Raw genomic sequence first — 21,768 nt, 5'->3', positions numbered from 1 at the left:
CTGCTGGGCGCCGATCGGGGCGCCGAGGCCGCCGTCGCCGCCCTCGGCCGGGCGCTGGCCGCCGGCGAACCGGCCGCCGTGGCGGCCCTGGACACCGCCGGGGAGGTGCTGGGCGCGGCCGTCCTCGCCCTGACGAGCCTCCTCGACGTCGACGACGAGGTGCTCGGCGGCGACCTCGCCGACCCGCACCCCTGGCTGGCGCGCGGCCTGGAGGCCCGCCTCGCCGCCCGCAGGGCGATGGCCGGGGCCGCCGCCCCGGTGCCGGACCCGGTGCCCGGCACGCTGGGCGCCGACGCCTCGCTGGCGGGCGCGGTGGCCCTGGCCCGCGAGACGGTGCTGGCCGACCCCGCCTCCGTACCGCTCCGTTGAGCACCGCGCGGGCCGCCAGCGGGTGCGCGGCGCGGCGGCGCGTGCGCATGATGAAGGCATGACCGACCGGGACGACTTCCTGACGTGGGTCAGGACCGCGCTCCAGGACGCCGAACGGGCGCTGCACGACGGGGACCCGGCGCCGCGCCGGGCGCTCTGGTCGCGCCGCGAGCCGGTGAGCGTGCTCGGCGCCTGGTACAACGCCGTCGGGCAGGAGGACGTGGACACGCTGTTCACAGCGCTCGCCCGGCGCTTCTCCGCCTGCACCGCCTACCGCATCGAGGTGGTCAGCCACGACGTCGTCGGCGACATGGCCTACACCGCGTGCTACGAGCACATCTCGACCTCGGTCGACGGCGAGGCGCGCGTCTACACGCTGCGGGCCACCCAGACGTACCGCCGGGAGGACGGCGAGTGGCGGGTGGCGCACCGGCACGGCGACCTCGTCCAGGCATGACCGTCCGCCGTAGGATCGACGGCGGACGCGGGGGAGGTCGACGGCCGGTGGCATGGAGCATCGAGGGCATCGTGGGCGGCACGCTGCTGGGCGGCACGGGCCTCGGCCTGATGGCGGCCGGGCTGGTGTGGAAGGGGCGCGCCACGCGCCCGTTCGCCCCCCGGCGGGCCCGCAGGATGGCCCACCGGACGTACCTCCGGGACCTGACGCGGGCGACCGACCAGGCGATCGTGGCGGCCCGCCGCGCGGCGGGCGAGGGCGAGCCCGCGATCGTCACGGTCGAGGCCGTGGAACGGCTGCTGCGCGAGCGGTACGGACACGAGCACGTCGAGCGGGAGCACGCCGCGGCCGCCCTGCGGCGGGGCTTCCGGCAGCACGGCTGCGCGGCGGACTGCGTGACGGACGCCTACCGGTGAGGGCCGGCCGCGGCCGGCCCTCCGGTACGGACCCGGGGAGCGGCTAAGGCCGTTCCGCGGCGTCCGGCACGAGTGTGCCCTGGTGGTAGTAGAGCCGGAGCGCGCCCTCGGCGTCGCGGCGCCAGACCGACGAACGGCGGGCGTGCCGAACGCCGATGACGGTCTCGTAGGTGAGGTGGACGACGCCGGGAGCGAGGACCGTGCCCGCGAAAGACCCGGCCTCGATGGGCGGTCCGTCCTCGCCGCCGTGCAGCTCGGACAGGGCGGCGATCATCTCCGCGTACGTCCAGCGCCGGCCCGAGGCGCCGACCTCGGTGAACTCGGGGTCGAACAGCGCCTCCGCCCGCGGCCGGGACAGCCGGACGGCGGGGTCGTGGAGGAGGCGCTCGCGGACGATCGCCTCGGCGACGTCGGGGTGCTGCGTCATGGGTGCCGTCACTCCCCCGTCGTGCCGTCGATGCGCTCGCGGAGCAGGTCCGCGTGGCCGTTGTGCCGGGCGTACTCCTCGATCATGTGGGCGAGGACGTAGCGCACGGAGAAGGTCTCGTCCCCGAGGCGGCCCGTCTCGTCCAGGGACTCCGCCGCCTCCACGATCGCGCGGGAGCGGGCGCACTCGGCGTGCCAGACGGCGAAGTCCGCGTCCGCGTCGGCGTGTTCGACATCGAAGTCGGCCCACTCGGTGGAGCCGGGCGACGTCCAGGGGCTGCGGCTCTCCTCGCCCGCCAGGACGTTGCGGAACCAGCCGCGCTCGACCTCGGCGGCGTGCCGGACCAGTCCGAGCAGGGACAGCGCCGAGGGCGCCACCGCGCGGTCCTTGAGCTGGTCCGGGGTGAGCCCGGCGCACTTGAGCGCGAGCGTGTCGCGCTGGAACTGGAGCATGGCGGTGAGCGTGGTGCGCTCGTCGGCGCCGGCGCTCGGCACGGGGGTGCGGCGGTCTTCCTGGATCATGGCCGCATTCTGCCCGACCCCCGCTGCCGGGTCGCCCCGATTTCAGCGGGCGGTCGGCGCCGCGGCGGCCTCGTCGCGGCGGACGGCCTCCTCGCCCTCGGTGTCCAGGTGGGGCAGGATCCGGTCGAGCCGGCGCGGGATCCACCAGGCGTGCTTGCCGAGCAGCGTCATCACGGCGGGCACCAGCAGGAGGCGTACCACCGTCGCGTCGATGAGGACGCTGGCGGCGAGGCCCAGGCCCAGCATCTTGACGACGATGTTGTCGGAGACGATGAAGGCGGCGAAGACGCTCACCATGATGAGGGCGGCGCAGGTGATCACCCGCGCGGTGATCTCCAGGGCATGGGCGACGCTGGCCTTGGAGTCGCCGGTGCGCAGCCACGCCTCCCGGACGCGGGAGAGCAGGAAGATCTCGTAGTCCATGCTGAGGCCGAAGACGATCGCGAACATCATCATCGGCACGTAGCTCTCGATCGGGACCTTCCCGGAGACGCCGAGCGCGGGACCGCCCCAGCCCCACTGGAAGACGGCGACGACGACGCCGTACGAGGCGGCGATGGAGAGCACGTTGAGGACGGCCGCCTTGACCGCGACGAGGACGCCGCGGAAGACCGTCAGGATCACCAGGAAGGCGAGGCCGACGACGACGGCGATGATCAGCGGCAGGCGGCTGGAGACGAGGTCGAGGAAGTCGACCTGGGCGGCCGTCGTCCCGGTGACGTAGGTCTGCGCCTCGGTTCCGGCCACGGCGCCCGGGAGCACGTCGTCGACGAGGTGGTTGGTGAGCTCGGTGGTCCGCTCGTCCTGCGGGGAGGCGACCGAGTAGGCCGTGCCGACGAGGACGTCGCCGTCGGAGGTGGGCTGGAGCGGGGTGATGACGGCCGCGTCGGGCACCCCGGTGAGGGCCTTCTGGAGGCTGGTGGCGAGCGCGGCCCGGTCGGAGGAGGGCACCGCGGACTGGTCGACGACGACGGTGAGCGGGCCGTTGGCGCCGGGGCCGAAGGCGGTGGAGATCAGGTCGTAGGCGCGCCGGTCGGTGAAGGACTTCGGGTCGGCGCCGTCACCGATGTGGCCGAGCTGGATGAACAGCAGCGGGAAGGCCAGGATGAGCAGGGCGACGACGCCGCCGACGAGGAAGTACCAGGGGCGCCGCTCGACGCGCTGGGCGTAGCGGTGCCAGGTGCCGTGGGCCTCGGCTCCGGGCTCGGCGTCGGTCTCCGCGACCGGCTTGCGGACGTGGTAGCGGTCGATGCGCTTGCCGACGAGGCCGAGCAGGGCGGGGACGAGGGTGAGCGCGGCGAGGACGGCGGTGACGACGGTGAAGGCCGCCGCCAGGCCCAGTTTCCCGATGAAGGTGACGCCGGAGACCCACAGGCCGGAGAGGGCGATGACGACCGTGCAGCCGGAGACGAGGACGGCCCGCCCGCTGGTGGTGGTGGCCAGACCGGCGGAGTCGGCGGGATCGTGGCCGTTCATGATGTTCTGCCGGTGGCGGGTGATCAGGAACAGCGCGTAGTCGATGCCGACGCCGAGGCCGATCATCGTGGCCAGCGTCGGCGAGACGGTTCCGAAGGTGAAGGCGGCGGCCATCAGACCGAGCAGCGCGAGCCCGCAGACCGCGCCGATGAGTGCGGTGACCAGGGGCATCACGGCGCCGATGACGCTGCCGAAGCCGATCAGCAGGACGACGATCGCGACGGCGAAGCCGATGGCCTCGCTGGTGCGGTCGTCGGCGTCCGGACGGGCGAGTTCGCCGAGCGAGCCGCCGTACTCGACGGTCACGCCGGCGTCGCGGAGCGGCTGTACGGCGCTGTCGACGCCCGTCAGGTAGTCGTCGCCGAGCGTCGACGGCGGCACGCTGAAGCGGACCGTGATGTAGGCGGTCTTGCCGTCGGTGGACAGCGGGCCCGTGTTCGGGGTGGTCGAGGACGCCGGGGGCGGGGTGGAGCCGGGCGGCGGCAGCGGGTTCTGGGCGCCGATGACGTCCGGCAGCTTCTCCAGGGCGGTGACCGCCGAGTTCACGGCGGACGCCTCGTCGGTGAGCGGCTTGGACGGGTCGTTGAGGACGATCTGCGCGCCGTATCCGCCGGCCGCCGGGTCGTGCGCCTCCAGGACCGAGAGGCCTTCGGAGGACTGGGCTCCGGGGAGGTCGAAGTCGTCGGAGTACTGGCCGCCGACCGCCCGGTCGGTGATCTGCAGTCCGACGAGGGCGGCCAGCCAGAGGGCCACGACGACGACGAAGTGGCGGGCGCACCAGTGCCCGAGGCGGTAGAGGCTGCTCTGCTTCGCGGGGCGGCGGCGCTGGGCGGCCGCGGGCGTTGCTCTCATGGCCTCGCCATGTCCGGATAGGCGGTCCCCGAGCCGGCTGTGCTGCGTGTCTCCCTGATGGTTCGCCGTTCTCCGTCCATGGTGCTCCCGCCGGGCGGGGACGGCATCTCGTCGGGCGCGGGCCCTGCCGCACCCGGCGACCGGGAGGCCGGGCCGGGACGGCGTCCGGTACGGGCGGGCACCGGATCCCGTCGGCAGCGCGCGCCCGGGCACGATCGCGGATAGTGGGGGGATGAAGCGCTATCCGCTCATCGCCGAACACGGTCTGGTGGGGGATCTGCAGACCGCCGCGCTCATCTCGGACGAGGGCGTCGTGGACTGGTTCGCGGCGCCCCGCTTCGACTCGCCGGGCGTCTTCTCGGCGCTCCTGGACCACGACCGGGGCGGCTACTTCCGGCTCTCGGTCGACGGGCCGGACGTGACGGTCAAGCAGCTCTACTATCCGGACACGGCGATGCTGGTCACCCGGTTCATGTCGCCGGACGGGGTGGGCGAGCTGATGGACTGGATGCCGCCGGACCGCACCGGGCGGCCGACCGACCGGCACGCGCTGATGCGGGTGATGCGGTGCACGCGGGGCACGGTCACCTTCACGCTGGAGTGCCGGCCGCGGTTCGGCTTCGGGCGGACCCCGCACGACCTGCGGCTGGACGGCCGCACGGCGGCCTTCCGCTCGGCGGCGATGGCGGGCTTCCTCCAGTCGAACGTGCCGTTGGAGCGGGACGGGCCGTACGACGTACGAGGGCGTCTGGAGCTGTCCGAGGGACAGGTCGCCGGGGCGTCGTTCACCGTGGACGGTCCCGAGGCCGAGCCGCCGCCGCTGCCGGACGTGACGGAGGTCGAGGCGGCGCTGTGGGACGCGGTGGACTTCTGGCAGCGGTGGGTGCGCACCGCGCGGTACCGGGGGCGCTGGCCCGACATGGTGCACCGCTCGGCGATCACGCTGAAGCTGCTGACGTACCTGCCGTCGGGGGCGCCGATCGCGGCGCCCACCCTGGGGCTGCCGGAGCAGGTGGGCGGCGAGCGGAACTGGGACTACCGCTACACCTGGGTGCGGGACGGCTCGCTGGCCGTACGGGCGCTGCTCGACCTGGGCTTCGCGGAGGAGGCGGCGGCGTTCACGGACTGGCTGACGGCGCGGGTGACCGAGCGGTCGCGGGGGCCTTCGGGCGGACGGCCGCTGCAGATCATGTACCGGGTGGACGGCGACCCGTCGCTCCCGGAGGAGATCCTCACGGAGTACGAGGGCTACCGGGGATCGGCGCCGGTGCGGGTGGGGAACGCCGCGGCGGACCAGCTCCAGCTCGACATCTTCGGCGAGGCGCTGTACGCGCTGGCGCAGGGCGGCGGGCAGGACATCCAGCCGACGTACGAGGGGTGGCGGGCGGTCGCCGGGATGCTGGACTGGCTCGCCGCGTCGTGGGACTCCCCCGACGAGGGCATCTGGGAGACGCGCGGCGGACGCAAGGACTTCACCTTCAGCCGGGTCATGTCCTGGGTCGCCTTCGACCGGGGGCTGCGGCTGGCGGAGGAGTTCGGCCGGCCGGCCGCGCTGGACACCTGGCGGGCGGCGCGGGACGAGATCTTCACCCAGGTCATGCGGCGGGGCTGGAGCGACGGGCGCAAGGCCCTGACCCAGTACTTCGGCGGGGACGTGCTCGACGCCTCGCTGCTCCTGATCCCCCGCACCGGCCTGCTCAACCCGACGGACCCGGTCTGGCTGAGCACCCTCGACGCGATCGAGCGGGGCCTGGTCCGCGACAACCTGGTGCACCGCTACGACCCCGGGGCCGCGCCCGACGGACTGCGCGGCGCGGAGGGCACGTTCAGCCTCTGCACCTTCCTGTACGTGGACGCGCTGGCCCGGGCCGGCCGGGTGCGGCAGGCCCGCTTCGCCTTCGAGAAGATGCTGACGTACGCGAACCACGTCGGCCTCTTCGCCGAGGAGATCGGCCCCACCGGCGAACAACTGGGCAACTTCCCCCAGGCGTTCACCCACCTCTCCCTGATCATGGCGGCGACGACGCTGGACGAGGTGCTGGACACGCTTGCGGCCCGGCCGGGGTAGCCCTGGCCGGGTCGCTGTGGTGCGGGCCCTTCTTCCTGCTCATCCGACGGGAGAGCTGACCCGCCCGGCTCGCGGCGTACCGTCCGCGGAACGGGACCAAGTCGCCGCCCTGGTCCGTGAACGGGCGCCGCACGCGTGGCTCACACCGTGGCGAACCACAGTTCGTTGGCCGAGAAGGTATCCATCCTCAGCTCGCGGAACTTGTCCTCCTCGCCGAACACCCTCCCGAGTACGGCGATGTCGCACCGTATGACGGAGGCGTCGAAGGACGGAACCGTGATCACCGTTCCCACCGGGGCGAGGACCCGCGCGTCCCTTGCCACGCCCTCGTCGGCGACGACGAGAGGCAGCGTCGGGGACACCATGGCCACGCGAGCGCCCCGTACCAGGACACTCAGCCATTCCTCGTCGGCATCCGCGTCCCAGTCGACGGTCCCTCCCACCGATCCGGCCAGGGAACCGGCGATCTCGACCGCGAGCCCCTCGGACCAGGCGACCGGCGGATCATGCAAGTGGGCCAGTGCTTCGGAGACGTCGATCACGGCGCCCCTCCAGGACTTCCGTGAATGGCGCCCCGGGCGTTGCGATAGACATTGATGTAGCTGGTCAATTCACCAGTCCTTCCGACCACCCCGACGGGCCCGTTCGCGACGTACACCTTGGCCTTGTTCCCCTCCCACAATCCGTGGGCGTCGGCGTAGGCGGCGGCGTCCAGCGTGGCCTTCTCCGCATCCACGCCCTTGAGGAAGACGCTCTTCGTCGGGCCCGAGGAACCCGGAAGGTGCTTCAGCATGGCCGGGTAGCTGACGGTGTACGTACCGTTCGTCAGCTCCCCGTGACGGTTGACATAGCTCGCGGGCGCCGTGAAGCAGTCGTCGTTGTGGACGAGTACCGGTGTCGCGCCGGCCAGCACATAGTACGTGTGCAGTCCCGCCACCGTGAGGTCGTACGTGGTGGCTTCGCGGTGGTGGTCGCGGGTCGCGGTCACCTTGGCCGTGGTGCCGTCGGGGCGGCGCAGCAGGTCACCGGGTCGGAGGGCGGTGGCGTCGACCCAGCGGGCTTCCGCGACGCTCCAGAAGGGGTGGTGCTCGGTGGTGGTGAGGGTCTGGGGGGCTTCGCCCGACGGGCCCTCGATGGTGAGGTCCGTGAACCGCTTGTCGTCGCGGGTGACGATGACCGCGGTGACGGACCGGTAGGAGGTCTCGCCCGTCTGCGGGTCGGTGGCGAGGACCCTGTCGCCGATCTCGATGTCGGCGATCCGCTTCGTCCCGCCGCCCTCGACGCTCACCCGGGTGTCGGCGGTGAAGCTGTGCTTCTTGCGGAAGCACTGGGCGAGTGCGGACAGGCCCGACGGCCCCCGGTTCCCGCCCGCGCCGGCCTTGCCCCCCTTGGCGCCCGGCTTGCCGCCCGGCGTCCGCCCGCCCATCGACGCGCCCACGTTGGCGCCGTACTTCTCCGAGGGGGAGAGGCCGAACGGGGAGTCGTAGATGTTGCCGGTGGGGCTTTCGAAGATGTCGAGGCCGACGTAGCAGGCGATGAAGAGGCACGGGTTCTCGTAGAAGAAGGCCGTCTCCTCCTCCGTGGCGCCGTACAGGTACATCTGGATGGCCGCGTACTGCACGGTCGAGGCGCCGTGGTTGTACTTCTGGATGACGCGGTTGATGTCGGCCATGTTGCTGTTGCCGGAGTTGCGCAGGATCTCGTGGTTGAACGACAGCTCGACCGCGTTGAGGAACGAGTTCATCGTGCGGTCCTGGATCGTGACCAGGCAGCTGTTGGTGTGGCGGCAGTCGTTCGGGGAGTAGCCCTTGCCGCCGCCTCCGGTGGTGACCGGCTCCGGGTCGCGGTAGCCGGGCTTGGAGCGGATGGTGTTGACGGCCTGCTGGGTCTGCTGGGCGTTGCCTCCGGCGGCGATGCCGGTGTCCTGGTCGTAGGCGATCAGGCCGCTGGGGTCGCTCAGGTCGACCGGGTTGTTGTTGCTGTAGGCGTAGCCGTTCCACTGCTGCGGGTTCTCGGGGTCGAGCAGCGGGTCGGTGCTGATGAAGCGGCCGCGGCCGGGGTCGTACTGCCGGGCGCCGAGGTTGGTGAGTCCGGTGGTGTCGTCCTTGCTGCCGCCGACGAAGCCCTTGTCGCCCGCCCAGGAGAGGGCGGAGGGCTGGGTGCCGCGCGGGTTGCCGAAGGGGTCGGTGGCCCTGCGGGTGACGGCCTGGGTGCTGTCGAGCCCGATCTGGACGCTGCCGGTGCCGTGGTGGTCGGCGGACTCGACCAGGAGGGAGGTGCCGTTGACGGGGGTGCCGACCCGGGTGAGGGTGAGGCCGCCGGGCGCGGCGAAGGTGCGGACGGCGGAGAGCCGGCCGCCTTCGAGGGTGACCTGGTCGGTGGGCAGGTTGAGGGTGCTCCGGCCCTTGTTGCGGCGGATCAGCTGGTCGCCGTCCGCGTCGTAGACGTAGGTGGTGTCGGCCTCGTCCCCGGTCCGGTCGAGGGCGGCGAGCTTGCCCTCGGTGTCCCAGGTGAGGTCGGTGGTGCCGGCCCGGTCGGTGATCGCGGTGGTGTTGCCGCCGGCGTCGTACTGGTAGCCGATGGCCTCGTCGGGGCTGCCGGGCGTGGCGGTGGTGGAGGTCAGCAGGGCGTGCGGGCCTCCGGTGCCGCCGCCGGTGCCGGCCGCCGTGGTCTTCCGGTTGGGGCCGGGCGCGAAGCCCTGGGTGGTGACGACGTCCTTCGTGCTGTCGCCGGTGATGTCGTGGTGGGTCAGGCCGCGGCGGTTGCCGGTGGCGTCGTAGGCGTAGCTCTGCCAGTAGGGGGACGGGCCGCCGACGGTCCGGGTGCCGGTCGGGGTGGTGGCGGGGCCGCCGGCGTTGACGCAGCCGCCGGTGGCGGGGACGTGGGCGGAGCTGCCGGTGCCGTGGACGGTGCCGTTCGAGTCGGTCCAGTCGGCCACGGTCCGCACCCCGCCGGTGTCGGTCCAGGCCCGGGTGAGCCGGCCGAGGTGGTCGGTGGTGAAGCACTGGGTGTCGACGGCGGTGGCGTCCTGCCGGTCGGTGATCGAGGTGATCCGGCCGGAGGGCGTGTAGGTGTAGCTGTAGTGGTCGGTGGAGACGGTGCCGCGCTCGCGGTCGACGAAGGAGTCGACGAGGCGGCCGGTGGCCCAGTCGTACTGCTGGGTGGAGACGACCTGCGCGCCGAGTTGGCCGACCGTGGTGCGGACGGGGCGGGACAGGGCGTCGTAGGACACGGCCGCGATCAGGTTCTCGCCCAGGCTCATGCTGGTGGAGAGCAGGCCGTAGTTGTTGTACGTGTAGCCGACGGTCTCCGCGGCGAGGTCGCCGGCGGCCGGCAGGGCCATGGTGAGGACGTCGCCGGTGATCGGGTGGTAGGTGTACTTCGTGGTGTAGGTGCCCTTGAGCTCGCCTTCCTCGGCGGGGATGTCGACGGTGCTGCCGAGCGGGCGGTAGCCCTTGTCGTATCCGGTGACGCTCTTGGTGTAGGCGACGCCGTCGGCTCCTCCGACGTACCGGACGGAGGAGACGGGCTGCCCCTTGGCGCCGGGCAGCGTGTCGTACGTCCACCGGGCGAGCAGGTTGGCGGGCGCGACGGCGTCCTTGTAGCGGCCCGTCATGCGGCCGAGGACGTCGTAGGTGTGGACGAGGGCGCGGTCCTTGGCGTCGACCGTGCGTTCCACGTTGGAGTCGATGTCGTACGTGGTCGTGGTCGGGCCCGCGTCGGGGTCGTCCGAGGAGATCCGCCGGCCGCGCAGGTCGTAGCCGTACCGCCAGGTGTTCCCCGCGGTGTCGGTGTGCGAGGCGAGGGAGCCGTCGGGGGTGTAGGCGTACCGGGTGACGTCGGCGTCGGACCGGGTGCCGGTGGCCGTCGCGGTGCGGTACTGCCAGTTCTCGGTCACCCGGCCGCGGGCGTCGGTGACGGTGGACACCGGTGCCGCGCCCTCGGGCGGGGTGACGTCGGTGCGGTCGGCGCCGGGGTAGGCCGTGGTGGTGGCCCACTGGGCGTTGCCGTACGAGCGGAACTCGGCGCGCACCACGCGGCCGACCCCGTCGTACTCCGTCCAGGTCTGTGACGGGACCTGCGAGTCGTTGCCCGGCCGGAAGACGCTGGTGGACGGGAGGGAGGTGACGTCGTAGTAGGGCTCGGACGTCTTGACCGTCCAGCCGTGGGAGTCGTACACGGTGTCGGTGACGAGCCTGCCGGTGGCCCGCGAGGCGGGGGTCCACTGGGTCTGCCGCTCGCGTCCGAGGCCGTCGAGGAGCACGACCTGGGAGGCGTACGTCTTGCCGTCCTTGGCGAGCGTCTCGGTGGTGGTGGCGGAGGGGCCGGTGACGCCGTCGAGGCGGTAGGAGAAGCGGGTCGTCGGGGACAGGGTGGTGGAGCGCTCCGGGCTCCAGACCTGGGTGAGGCGCCCCAGGGCGTCGTACGTCATGGTGGTGACGCGGCCGTTGACGTCGGTGGTCGTCAGCGGCACGGACCGGGTGGGGTCCATGGTGACGGTCTCGGTCCAGCCCGCGCCCATGGGCCCGGTGGTGCTGACCTTCGTCGGGAGGGCGCCGGACTCCGGGGTGTAGGCGGTCGTCGTCGCGGCGGGCGTGACGGTGGCCGCGGTCAGGCCGGCGCCGGCCTCGTCGTACGTGGAGCCGTCGGCGCGGGTGACCCTGAGGGCACGGCCGTAGTCGTCGAAGACCGTGGTGCCCACGTGGGCGTAGACGGGGGCTCCGGTGGACGTGTGGCGGTCGAGGACGAGCGAGCCGGTGGGGGCGCCGTGGGTGCCGGCCTGCCCGAACGGCTTGCCGTCGTAGAGGGTGCGGGTGGCGTTCAGGGTGTTCTGCGCGGTGGCCGTGGTGTCGCAGGCGCCCTGGTGGGTCTTCTTCTCGGAGACGAGGCCGACGAGCGCCGCGTCCTCGGCGGTCGCGTACCGGACGGTGGTGCACACGGTCGGGGTGGCGGCGGTGCCGTCGCCCCGGTCCTCGACGCTGACGGAGCGGTTGGCGTGGGCGGGGTCGCTCCTGGTGACCTTGCTGGTGGTGCGCCAGGAGCCGTCGGAGAGGCGGTCCTTGGCGAGTTCGACGGACTCGGTCGCGCCGTGGCGGGCGATCAGGTCGGGCAGGCCGGTGCGGGCGCGGGTCGCGGTGACCTTCTCGCCGCTGGTCCTGCGGCCGGTGACGCTCTGCACGACCTGCCGGTCGGCGCTCTCGAAGATCTCGGTGGCCAGCGGGGTGCCGGCGAGCCAGTCGGCGTCGGTGACCCCGGCGCCGTCGAGGGGGCTGGTGACGGAGACGGCGCGGTGGGTGCCGTCGGCCTTGAGGTCGGCGTCCATGCCGCGCAGGAAGGTGGTGCGCTGCCGGGTCCTGGGGGCCTCGCCGGGGTAGGCGCTGCCGGTGACGGTGTCGACGCTGCCGTAGCCGCGGAACTCGTCCCAGGTGCGGTACTTGGCGTCGGTGAACTCGGCGTCGTTGCGGTGCCAGGCGGCGTCGCCGTTGTAGGTGTACGCGGTGGTCTTCACCAACGAGCCGGTGACGGCGTCCTGTTCGCTGACGTGCGAGACGAGGTACTTGTGGAACCAGTCGAGGACGGGCTCGGTGGAGGACGAGTCGGGCAGGCGCCACTTGACGGGCATGCACGGCTTGGTGTTGGTGTCGGGCGAGGCCGGCATGACGTTCTTGGTGCGCGAGCAGCCGGGGTCCGCGTAGCCGACGGTGATCTGGCCGCCGGTCTCGGTCCGGATCTGCTGGATCCGGGGCCGGTTGAAGGACGGCTGGGCGGGGGTCATGCCGTCGACGCGGTTGGCGAGCTGGCGCGGGGTGAAGGTGACCTCGGGCAGGGTGATCGCGGAGGTGCCGCCGCCGCCCTTGCGGGTGATGCCGGACAGCCAGAGCGCGGGCTTGGTCCCGTCCTCGGGGGCCGGGTAGTCGTGGCGCAGGGTCCAGCTGTCGACCGGGCTGAGGGTGGCGCCGACGCGCACCTCGGTGGTGATCGCGGTGAGGCGCTTGGTGGTGAAGAAGCCGGGCGTGACGTTGGTGCAGGTCCCGGTGGTGCCGCAGAGCTGGTCGATCGGGACGTCGGGCCAGTTCGACTGGTTGGCCGTGGTCCGCTGGGACTCGGCGCAGGTGACCGCGCCGGACGGCTTGCAGCGCTCCTCCACGGCGAAGCCGACGCGCGCGCCGGGCACGAGGGTGCCCTTGGCGGCCGTCTGCTCCGGGAGCCGCTGGCCGTAGTCGATCCGCTGGACCTGGCCGCCGCGCTCGTACGCCTCCAGGGTGCCGGCGCCGTTGCTCTGGCCGCCGCCGCGCTGGTAGCGGTTGGTCTCCTTGGTGTAGCGGTAGGTGACGAGGTTGCCGTACGGGTCGACGACGTGGTCGAGGTTCCAGCGCCAGCCCATGCGGCACCACGAGGCGGTGCCGGACGCGGCCGTGTGGCAGGGGTTCCCGGCGGTCGGGGAGTAGACGGGGACGCCCCAGGCGGACCCGGTGGCGGGGTCGGTGCCGTCGCCGCCGGGCAGGTGCTCCAGGCCGAAGTAGTAGCGGATGCCGTCGGCGGTGGTGACCTTCCAGTGCTCGCCGTCGCGCAGACCGTTGGCGGCGCCGGTGAGCCGCTCGACGCGGGTGCCGTCGTCGTTCTGGAGGCGCCAGACGCCGGTGGCGTCGTCGCGGACGAGGGCGCCGGAGTGGCCGGCGAGGGTGAGGACGGCGTTGTCGCCGCCCCAGCACAGGTCGCCGGAGTTCGGGATGCCGGCCTTGTCGCAGCCCTTGTACGAGCGCTCGATGAAGCCGGCGTCGTAGCCCCAGCCCTCGCCGATCCAGGAGGACTGCGGGTTCTGCGCCGAGTTGCGTCCGTCGACGCCGGAGGAGTCGTAGCCGAGCGCCACGGTGGGCGCCAGGCCGCCGATCGACGGCGGGACGTCGACGGGGTACGTGTAGGAGAACCCGCCCGTGTTGCCGCCGGTGCTCCAGCCGGACGAGGAGGTGAGCGGCGTCGCGGCGTACGAACCGCCGGTGCCCGACGCGGTGTTCTCCACGGCCAGGACCGTGGCGGCGCCGGAGGCGGTCGTGGTGAAGGCGGCGCGCTGGACTCCGCCGGTGGCCGGGGAGCCCGGTGCGGACGCCGGGGTCACGTCGGCCGTGAGGGTGCGGGCGGCGAGGTCGAGTCGGGCGTCGACCTGGCGGCGGGTGCGGCACTCGGCGCGGTCCGGGGTGGTGAGGGCACAGGCCGGGAGGGCGACGAGCCGGGCGCGGTCGAGCCAGCCGCCGGCCCCCGCCGCCACGAGGTCCACGGCGACGCGGACCTTCCGGCCGGACGGTGCGGCGTCCGGGGCTTCACGCCGCCGCGGCGCGAGGTCGGCGGCGGCGGAGCGCTCGGTCAGGCCCAGGACGGGTCCCGAGACGCCGAGCCCGCGGCCGACCGCGGGGTCGGCCAGGGTCACGTCGATCCGCCGGGCGCGGGCGTCCGCGCCCTTCGCGGGGGCCAGGGTGACCGGGCGGTCGCCGGCGCGGACGGGCCGGTCGCCGCCGGAGGCGGGGGAAGCCCCGCCGGTCGCGGCCCGGGCGGCGGCCGCCTCCGCCGCGTCGACTCCGAGCTCGACGGTCGCCGAGCCGGGACGGGCGCGCTTCGCCTCCGGCGCCGGCGTCCAGGACGCGGGCACCGGGTACGCGGGGCGGGGCAGCGCCGCGGGCCTCAGCGCCCCGCCCTCGACCGTCGGCGTGTCGGAGCCGAGCGCGGTGTGGGGCGGGACCCACACCTCGTCGTTCCGCTGGCCTGCCGTCGCGGACGGCACGACCAGGAGTGCGGCTGCGGTCACCAGTCCGGTGGCCAGTCCGACGATCCGTCTTCCGCCCGGCGGCAGAAGGCGTGCGGACATGCGGGCATGCTTCGCCCTCATGACAAATCCCCCGTTGTTCGTTCTCGTACAGTGCGGCCCTCCGCGGAGGAGGACGGCACATGTCACCACGATCGGCCGCAACAGTAGGCATCGGCAGGGCCGTTGGACACTCAGGAAAGATCACGATCCGGAACCGGGCAGTGGAATTGCGTGAGTTGAGCCGCACAAGATCAAACAAAGGGTCCGATGTCGGGCATCCGCGTTTGACGTGACTGACGGTGAGCCCGCAGATTTCGGTCGAACGCCTGCCCCTCGGGGCGGGCCAACGGGAGGAATCGAACTCACCATGCACCCGCGCACCGTCCGGACCCCCGGACGCCGCTCGTCCCGGCTCCGAAGAGCCTGGTCACCGCTGGCCGCCGCGCTCGTCGCGAGCGCGCTGACGCTGGTCACCGTCCCGCCCGCCGCCGGCGCGGCCGACGACGGGCCCTCGCCCCGACAGCCCTCCGGCGGCGGCGTGTCCGCTCCCGCCGCCACGCCCGAGCAGCGGGCCGCGCTCGCCGCGCGGGCGGAGGCGAAGCGCACCGGCCGCGCCGTCGTCGTCGACGCGCTGACCACCGACCGCTCGCGCACCCTGGCCAACCCCGACGGCACCCTGACGACCACGGACCACGCCCGGGCCGTCCGCGCCAAGCGGGGCAAGGCGTGGGCCGACCTCGACACCACGCTGGCCAGGAACGCCGACGGCTCGATCAGCCCCCGCGTGACCTCGAACTCCCTGACGGTGTCGGGCGGGGGCAGCGGGCCGCTGGCCTCGATCGCGACCTCCGACGGCACCCGGCTCGACGTCTCCGCGCCCTTCCCGCTGCCGGCCCCGACCCTCGACGGCGACACCGCCGTCTACGCCGAGGTGCTGCCCGACGTCGACCTCAGGATCACGGCCCTGCCCGACGGCGGCTGGCGTGACGTCATCGTCGTGCGGACCGCCGAGGCGGCCGCCGACCCGCGCCTGAGGAAGCTTCACTTCCCGGTCTCCGCACAGGGGTTGAAGCTCAGCACCGACAGCAAGGGCAACCTGAGCGTCAAGGACGGCAAGGGCCGCACGCGGATGCAGGCGCCGACGCCCTTCCAGTGGGACTCGTCGGCCCCGTCCACGGAGACCGGCCGGAAGGACGCGAAGGCCCCCGGGCAGCGCTCCACCGCCGACATGCCGGGCGACCGGGCCACCGTGTCCAAGGTCGGCATCCGCACCACGGCGGGCGGCTTCGACCTCGTCCCGGACCTCGCCACCCTCGGCAAGGGCCGGGGCCCCTGGTACATCGACCCGACGATCAGCGCCGAGAGCAAGGCCAACGGCTCGGTCCAGGTCCAGGAGAACCACCCCGAGACCCAGAACTACAACGCGATCGGCGAACTCGGCACCGGCTACTGCGGCTACAGCGACTGCACCGGCTACGGCCGCTACCGCGCCTACTTCCGCATCGGCGTCAACCCGCTCATCCACACCCAGCCGAACGGCGCCCCGTACCCGCCGACCGTCTACGGCTCCACTCTCCACGCGCAGGTGAAGGCCGCGTCGAGCCCGGGCACCGACGTGCCGCTCGGCCTGTACTGGACCGGCGCCATCAACCAGTGGACCCGGTGGAACGCCCAGCCCTGCGGCACCGGCGGCCACATGCAGGGATGCAGCAAGATCGGCGACTCCGACCGGATCGTCGGCACCGGACCCATCAGCTTCGACGTCTCGTGGCACATGCAGCGGGCGGCGGCCGAGAAGTGGTCCGACTTCACGGTGGCCATCGCCCCCGACAACGAGTACGAGAAGCTGTACCGCAAGCGGATCGCGAGCGACCCGTTCATCGAGACCCGGTACGACATCGCGCCGAGCGTCTGGGCCCCGCACACCACGCCGGCGCCGGGCTTCGCCCGCACCAACACCTACGACGGCTGCAACATCGCCGGGCAGCGGCCCGAGGACGCCGGCTGGGTCGGCAACAACCAGAGCATCAGCCTGACCGCAGCCAACTGGTCGCCGGCGAACTTCAACCTGTACACCGTCTTCACCCTCCTCGACGGCACCGACAACTCCAAGAACCAGACCCTGGGCACCTGGAGTTCGAGCTGGAACCCCAACGGCGTGACGGTGTCGGCCGGTTCGCTGACCGACGGACACTGGTACGGCTACAACGTCATCGCGTACGACGATCCCGGCAACGGCGGTCTCGCCTCCCCGCAGACGGAGCGCTGCTACTTCCGCGTCGACCGCACCTCACCGTCCGTCGCCGTGACGTCGACCGACTTCCCGCCGTCCGGGACGCCGAACCCGAACCCGGCGAAGTACAGCCACCAGAAGGGCGCCTTCGCGCTCACCGGCCAGGACCCGGCGCCGTCCACCGGGCCGAACCGCTCCGGCGTCGCCTGCTTCCGGGTCAGCACCAGCCCGACCCCCGTCACCGGCTGGAAGTGCGGTGACTCCGGGACCCTGCTCGCCGACGGGGACGGCCGGGCCGTGCACGAGGCCGTGCCCGGCACCTGGGGCACGAACCTCCTCTACGTCCAGGCCCAGGACAACGCCGGCAACTACAGCCAGCCCGCCGTCTACACGTACTACGCCCCCGCCCAGCCCGGCCTGCTGCCGGTCTTCGGCGACACCAACGGCGACCGGACCGCCGACCTCGTCCTGCCCGACGCACGGGGGAACCTGCGGACCGTCGGCGGCAACACCGACCCCGACACGGCGGCCTCAGCCGGAGCGGCCGCGGCGCCCGGGAACGACCAGACGCACAAGACCACCTGGAACGACTACGACATCACCCACCGGGGCACCCTCGACCGGGCCGCGCGGGTCGACCAGCTGATCGTCCACAACACCTCGCACGCCGATCTCAAGGAGGTGCTGTACCTCATCGAGAACGACGGGCACGGCAACTTCGGCGAGGCCGCCTCGCGTCCGCTCGACCGGCCCACCGACTGCTCCCTCACCCTGGGCGCGCCCGCGGAGACCTGCCCCGAGTCGCACAACGCCACCTGGTCCGACGTGACGCAGATCAGCGCCATCGGCACGCCCGAGGGCGAGGTCACCCAGGAGGGCCAGAAGCCCACCGCCACCTCGGCGCTCACCGTCGAGAAGGGCGAGCTGTGGCTCCACCGGCCCAGCACCGTCTTCGCGGGCCAGTTCGGCTCCTCCCACCTCATCCCCCGGGCCGCGGGCGCGGGCAGCTGGGACGACTACGAGCTGATCAACCCCGGTCCGGCCAACGGCCCCACGTCCACCGCCGGCGGCACCGTCCGGCAGGCCACCGTCTGGTCCCGGCACCGCGCCACCGGCACGATCCGCGCCTACCCGATCACCGGCGGGACGGCCACCGACTACACCTCGCTGACCGACCCCGCCGGAGGCAGGGTCCTGGGGACCGTCGACACCGCCGCGTACCCGGAGGTCGGCTCGGTCGGCGACCTCGACGGTGACCAGGTCGCCGACCTGTGGGCCCGTACCGCCGCCGGTGAGATCACCGTCCTCCGCGGCGTCTCCGACCCCTCGGTCGCCGGCCGGGTCGTGTCCCTCTCCTCCGCCACCGAGCAGGGCGACGCCCTCGGCGCCGTCCTCCGGCTGCCCCTCACCGGGGCGGCCGACGGGCGGACGCCGGACCTCGTGGGCCCCTCGGCCACCGCGAAGACCGGACTGCACCCTGGCACGCTCAGCGCCTCGGGCGTGTCGTTCGTCGCCGACACCGTCGGCGGGCGCGCCACCACCGTGGCGGCCTTCAAGCGTGACAAGCAGGACGAGCGGAACTCCGGCTCCCTCGTCGCCGCGCCCGCGCCGACCACCACCGAGCAGGCCATCGACACGACGAGGTCCTTCACGATCTCGGCCTGGGCCAATCCGTCGCTCGACGACGGCGGGGTGGTCGCGAGCCAGGACGGCCTGCGCGCCAGCGGGTTCACCCTCTGGCCCGACATGTTCCAGAAGCGCTGGCGCTTCGCCATGGCCCGGACCGACGACGACTCCTGGCCGTACGACATGACCGACCTGGGCAGCACCGACGCGGCCGTCTTCCAGGTGGGGCGCTGGGACCGGCTGACCGCCAGCTACAACGCGGACAGCGGCCTGATGTCGCTGTACGTCAACGGAGTGCTGGCCGGCACCGGACTGCACACCCAGAAGTCCGGGATCACCGGGCCGCTCGTCCTGGGCCGCTACAAGCTGGCCGGCGCGCCCTCCGCGGCGTTCACCGGGAAGATCAGCGACGTCACCGTCCAGGCGCGGCCGACCGACCCCTGGTCCGGGGCGTCGGGTCCGATCGCCTTCTCGCGCGGCGGCAAGTGCGCCGACAACCACGCCGGCGGCACCAGCCCCTCCAATCCGATCGTCATCTGGGACTGCAACGGCTCGACCCCGCAGCTCTGGAGCTACGACGCGTCGAAGAAGGCGCTGAAGGTGATGGGCGGCTGCCTCGACGTGACCGGCGGCGCCACCGCCGCCGGGTCCACGCTCGGGTACTACGCCTGCAACGGCTCCCCCGCCCAGCAGTTCATCCCGATGGCCGACGGCTCGGTCCTGCACCCGGCCTCGAACCGGTGCCTCGACCTGCCGTGGGCCGACACGACCAACGGCACCCGTCTGCAGATCTACGACTGCAACGGCACCCTGGCCCAGAAGTGGTCCGTCACGACCCGCGGCTGAACCGCGCGCCCGCCCCGCCCGGGGAGGCGGGGAGGGCGCCCCGTGCCCCACGGGGAAGGTCCGCGCCTCGGGAGGCGGGCGTCCTCAGGACGACTTGGCGTAGTCGCCGAAGCCGACCCAGTCGAGGGCCACGCAGGGCTCCTCGCCGACGACCCAGGCGTCGTGTCCCGGGGTGACCTGCATGAAGTCGCCGGGGCCGAACTCCTCTTCCTGGCCGCCCTCGTCCATGACGACATGGATCCGGCCGCTCACCACGTATCCCACGTGCGAAGCCTGGCAACTGTCCGTCCCGGCGAGCGGCTTGACGTGCTCGGACCACCGCCAGCCGGGCTCGAAGACGGCACGCCCCACGGCGCCGTTGTCGGTGGAGAGCAGATCCAGCCTGCCCTTGCCGCCCTCGAAGGGACGGGTCTCGTCTGCCGAGTCGAAGCTTCTTCGTACGATGCCGGTCATCGTCTCCGCCTCCCGGCGGTGCGCGGGTGCCCCGAGTCCTCTCCCAGCGTACGCCGCACCGGTCGGCGGCTCTCGTTCCCGCTTCACATAAGGAACATATAAGAGCACAATGGGACTGCGGCCTCGTGCCGCGAGCGCGGTCCGACACGCAGTACGCCAGCAAGGAGGCGAGTCACATGGCCGATGTCTCCCACCGTCCCGGTGACATCTCGGGACACCCCGACGCGACGGAGATGCGCGAACGCTACGCGCAGATCATGCAGACCAGAGGAGTGGCGGCCGTCGAGGAACTCGTCATCCTCGCCGGCGTCTGGATCGCGGTCTCCGCCTACACGGTCCACTTCGCGGCCGCCCGGCCGGAGCTGGCCATCACCAACCTGGTCGTCGGCATCGCCCTCGCGGTCCTCGGCCTGTGCACCTCGATGGCCCCCGAGCGCTCCCAGGACCTGAACTTCGTGGTCCTGCTGCTCGGCGCCTGGACGATCGTCGCCCCGTGGGTCGTCACGCGGAACCCCGACACCGGCATGATCCTCAACAACGTCATCGCGGGCGCCTGCGTCTGTCTGTTCGCCCTCACCGCGGGCGGACTGCTGATGAGCAAGCGCAGGACGTGAGGCACCCGCCTCCCGTCGGTACGGCGGCGCACCCCGAGGTGCGCCGCCGTACGCGTTCGCGCCCAGTGACGAAGCGGCGCGTTCCACCGCCCCGGCTTGTGCAGGATGGAGCGGGCCGCACCGCCCGGCCGCCGCCTAGCCTCGCCGCAACGAGCCACACGAGGGGCGGTACCACCGGTGAACTGGCACATCCACGACTACCGCGAGAACGATCTCGCCGCCGTCGTCCACCTGATCGACACCACGGCCGAACTGGGACAGGAGTCCGTCTTCTCGCTCGCCGAGTGCATCGGCGCCCTCACCTCCCGGCAGCCGGCCGTCGTCGCCGTCCACCAGGGCGTCCCCATCGGCGCGGCGCTCGCCTGCGTCTCCGGCGAGCGCGCCTGGGTGATGCGGGTCGCGATCGCCTCCGGCTGGCGCGGCCGGGGCCTGGCCAGCGCCCTCCTCGTGGAGCTGGAGCGCAAGCTCGTCGCCGCCCGGGTCGGCCGGATCGCGTACGTCCTGCCGGAGGAGGAGCTGCTCGGCGAAGGGCTGCTCAACGCCGGCTACACCCGCCAGCCGGCCGTCGCGTACTTCGAGAAGACCGAGCCGCTGCACGGGCCGGCCGCCGGACTCCTCGACGACCTGGGCGGCCGGCTGCTCCCGGGCGACCTGTGGGCGAAGGTCGCCGGCATGGAGCGGGAGAAGGACCTGATCGAGCGGCGGGTGGTGCTCCCGCTCGCCGAGCCCGAGCGGGCCACCCGGCACGGGGTGCGGCCGCCCCGGGCGATCTGCCTCTTCGGCCCGCCCGGCACCGGCAAGACGACCTTCGCCCGCGCGGTCGCCTCCCGGCTGGGCTGGCCGTTCGTGGAGATCCTGCCGTCGCGGCTGGCCGACGGCGGGAACCTCGCGGCGGCGCTCCGCACGGCCTTCGCGCGGATCGCGGAGCTGGACCGGGTCCTCGTCTTCATCGACGAGGTCGAGGAGATCGCCCCGGTGCGCACCGAGCCCGCGGCGCCGGGCGGACTGCACGGGGTCACCAACGAACTCCTCAAGCTGATCCCGGGCTTCCGGGAGGGCGACGAGCGGCTGCTGGTGTGCGCGACCAACTCGGTCCGCTCGCTCGACCCGGCCTTCCTGCGGCCCGGCCGCTTCGACTACCTGATCCCGATCGGTACGCCGGACAAGGCCGCCCGGGCCGCTATCTGGTCCCGCTACACCGACGGGCGTCCGGAGGTGGACATCGACGAACTGGTCCTGGCGAGCGACCTGTTCACCCCGGCGGACATCGAGCACGCGGCCCGGGTGGCGGCCCAGGCGTCCTTCGAGCGCGACCTCGTCGGCGCCGGCGGCCGGGGCGGGGACGCCCCGGCTCCGGGCGCGAGCACCGCGGACTACCTGACCGCGATCGCCACGGCCCGCCCGACGGTGACGCCGGAGCTGGTCGAGCGGTTCGCGGCGGACATCACGAGCCACGCCCGGACGTGACCGTCATGCCGTGGCCGCGCCGAGGGCCGCGTCCAGCTCCGCCCGGTCCGGGGGCCGGGCGCCCGCCCGGGAGACGGTGACGGCGGCGGCCGCCCCGGCGTTGGGCAGCAGCCCGGCCAGGGCGGCGGCTCCGAGCGCGGCA

At 73.1% G+C, this 21,768-nt stretch carries 13 protein-coding genes; 7 read left to right on the top strand and 6 right to left on the bottom strand.

Annotated features, from left to right (window positions below; translation table 11 throughout):
- From IE321_RS35260 to IE321_RS35250, 3 genes are all read left to right on the top strand, one after another.
- The coding region (locus IE321_RS35260; RefSeq protein WP_190225900.1) for an ROK family protein at positions 1 to 369 on the top strand (369 nt) is incomplete at its 5' end.
- Between the two features lie 58 nt (positions 370 to 427).
- Entirely contained in the window at positions 428 to 826 is a 399-nt protein-coding gene (locus tag IE321_RS35255; protein WP_043226496.1) for a nuclear transport factor 2 family protein, read from the top strand.
- Positions 827 to 873: 47 nt separating this feature from the next.
- Positions 874 to 1,242, top strand: a complete 369-nt coding sequence (locus IE321_RS35250; RefSeq protein WP_190225899.1) for a hypothetical protein — start codon at positions 874 to 876, stop codon at positions 1,240 to 1,242.
- A 43-nt stretch (positions 1,243 to 1,285) separates the two neighbouring features.
- Here the strand turns inward: IE321_RS35250 and IE321_RS35245 are convergent, their stop codons facing one another.
- The 3 genes from IE321_RS35245 to IE321_RS35235 are packed head-to-tail and all read right to left on the bottom strand — an operon-like array spanning position 1,286 to position 4,518.
- Complete coding sequence (locus IE321_RS35245) at positions 1,286 to 1,669, bottom strand: nuclear transport factor 2 family protein (protein ID WP_190225898.1); 384 nt, start codon at positions 1,667 to 1,669, stop codon at positions 1,286 to 1,288.
- 8 nt (positions 1,670 to 1,677) lie between these two features.
- The gene (locus IE321_RS35240; protein ID WP_043226499.1) at positions 1,678 to 2,190 is read right to left on the bottom strand and encodes a DinB family protein; all 513 of its coding nucleotides are present in this window, start codon (positions 2,188 to 2,190) and stop codon (positions 1,678 to 1,680) included.
- Positions 2,191 to 2,232: 42 nt separating this feature from the next.
- Positions 2,233 to 4,518: an MMPL family transporter gene (locus IE321_RS35235; protein ID WP_190225897.1), complete on the bottom strand. Its 2,286-nt coding sequence runs from the start codon at positions 4,516 to 4,518 to the stop codon at positions 2,233 to 2,235.
- Positions 4,519 to 4,750: 232 nt separating this feature from the next.
- On the opposite strand from IE321_RS35235, the gene IE321_RS35230 reads away from it, so the two are divergent.
- The gene (locus tag IE321_RS35230) at positions 4,751 to 6,586 is read left to right on the top strand and encodes a glycoside hydrolase family 15 protein (RefSeq protein WP_190225896.1); all 1,836 of its coding nucleotides are present in this window, start codon (positions 4,751 to 4,753) and stop codon (positions 6,584 to 6,586) included.
- 140 nt (positions 6,587 to 6,726) lie between these two features.
- Here the strand turns inward: IE321_RS35230 and IE321_RS35225 are convergent, their stop codons facing one another.
- The gene (locus IE321_RS35225) at positions 6,727 to 7,128 is read right to left on the bottom strand and encodes a hypothetical protein (RefSeq protein WP_190225895.1); all 402 of its coding nucleotides are present in this window, start codon (positions 7,126 to 7,128) and stop codon (positions 6,727 to 6,729) included.
- Positions 7,125 to 14,447: a polymorphic toxin-type HINT domain-containing protein gene (locus IE321_RS42935; RefSeq protein ID WP_190225894.1), complete on the bottom strand. Its 7,323-nt coding sequence runs from the start codon at positions 14,445 to 14,447 to the stop codon at positions 7,125 to 7,127. Before IE321_RS42935 ends, IE321_RS35225 begins: the two co-directional genes overlap by 4 nt.
- Before the next feature lie 307 nt (positions 14,448 to 14,754).
- Between IE321_RS42935 and IE321_RS35215 the strand changes: the two genes are divergently transcribed.
- Positions 14,755 to 19,092 carry a ricin-type beta-trefoil lectin domain protein gene (locus tag IE321_RS35215; RefSeq protein ID WP_190225893.1) on the top strand — a complete coding sequence of 1,446 codons (4,338 nt, stop codon included), beginning with the start codon at positions 14,755 to 14,757 and terminating at the stop codon, positions 19,090 to 19,092.
- Between the two features lie 84 nt (positions 19,093 to 19,176).
- On the opposite strand, the gene IE321_RS35210 is transcribed toward IE321_RS35215, so the two are convergent.
- Entirely contained in the window at positions 19,177 to 19,545 is a 369-nt protein-coding gene (locus IE321_RS35210; RefSeq protein ID WP_043226504.1) for a cupin domain-containing protein, read from the bottom strand.
- Positions 19,546 to 19,721: 176 nt separating this feature from the next.
- On the opposite strand from IE321_RS35210, the gene IE321_RS35205 reads away from it, so the two are divergent.
- Positions 19,722 to 20,159: an SPW repeat protein gene (locus tag IE321_RS35205; RefSeq protein ID WP_043226506.1), complete on the top strand. Its 438-nt coding sequence runs from the start codon at positions 19,722 to 19,724 to the stop codon at positions 20,157 to 20,159.
- Between the two features lie 177 nt (positions 20,160 to 20,336).
- Positions 20,337 to 21,626 (top strand): ATP-binding protein, encoded by a 1,290-nt coding sequence (locus IE321_RS35200; protein WP_043226507.1) that lies wholly within the window; start codon positions 20,337 to 20,339, stop codon positions 21,624 to 21,626.
- Positions 21,627 to 21,768 lie beyond the last annotated feature (142 nt).

It is taken from the genome of Streptomyces hydrogenans (assembly GCF_014656075.1).
Taxonomy (GTDB): Bacteria; Actinomycetota; Actinomycetes; order Streptomycetales; family Streptomycetaceae; genus Streptomyces; species Streptomyces hydrogenans.
The sequence above is the reverse complement of the archived record's forward strand: the minus strand, read 5'-3'. Positions and strand labels throughout refer to the sequence as shown.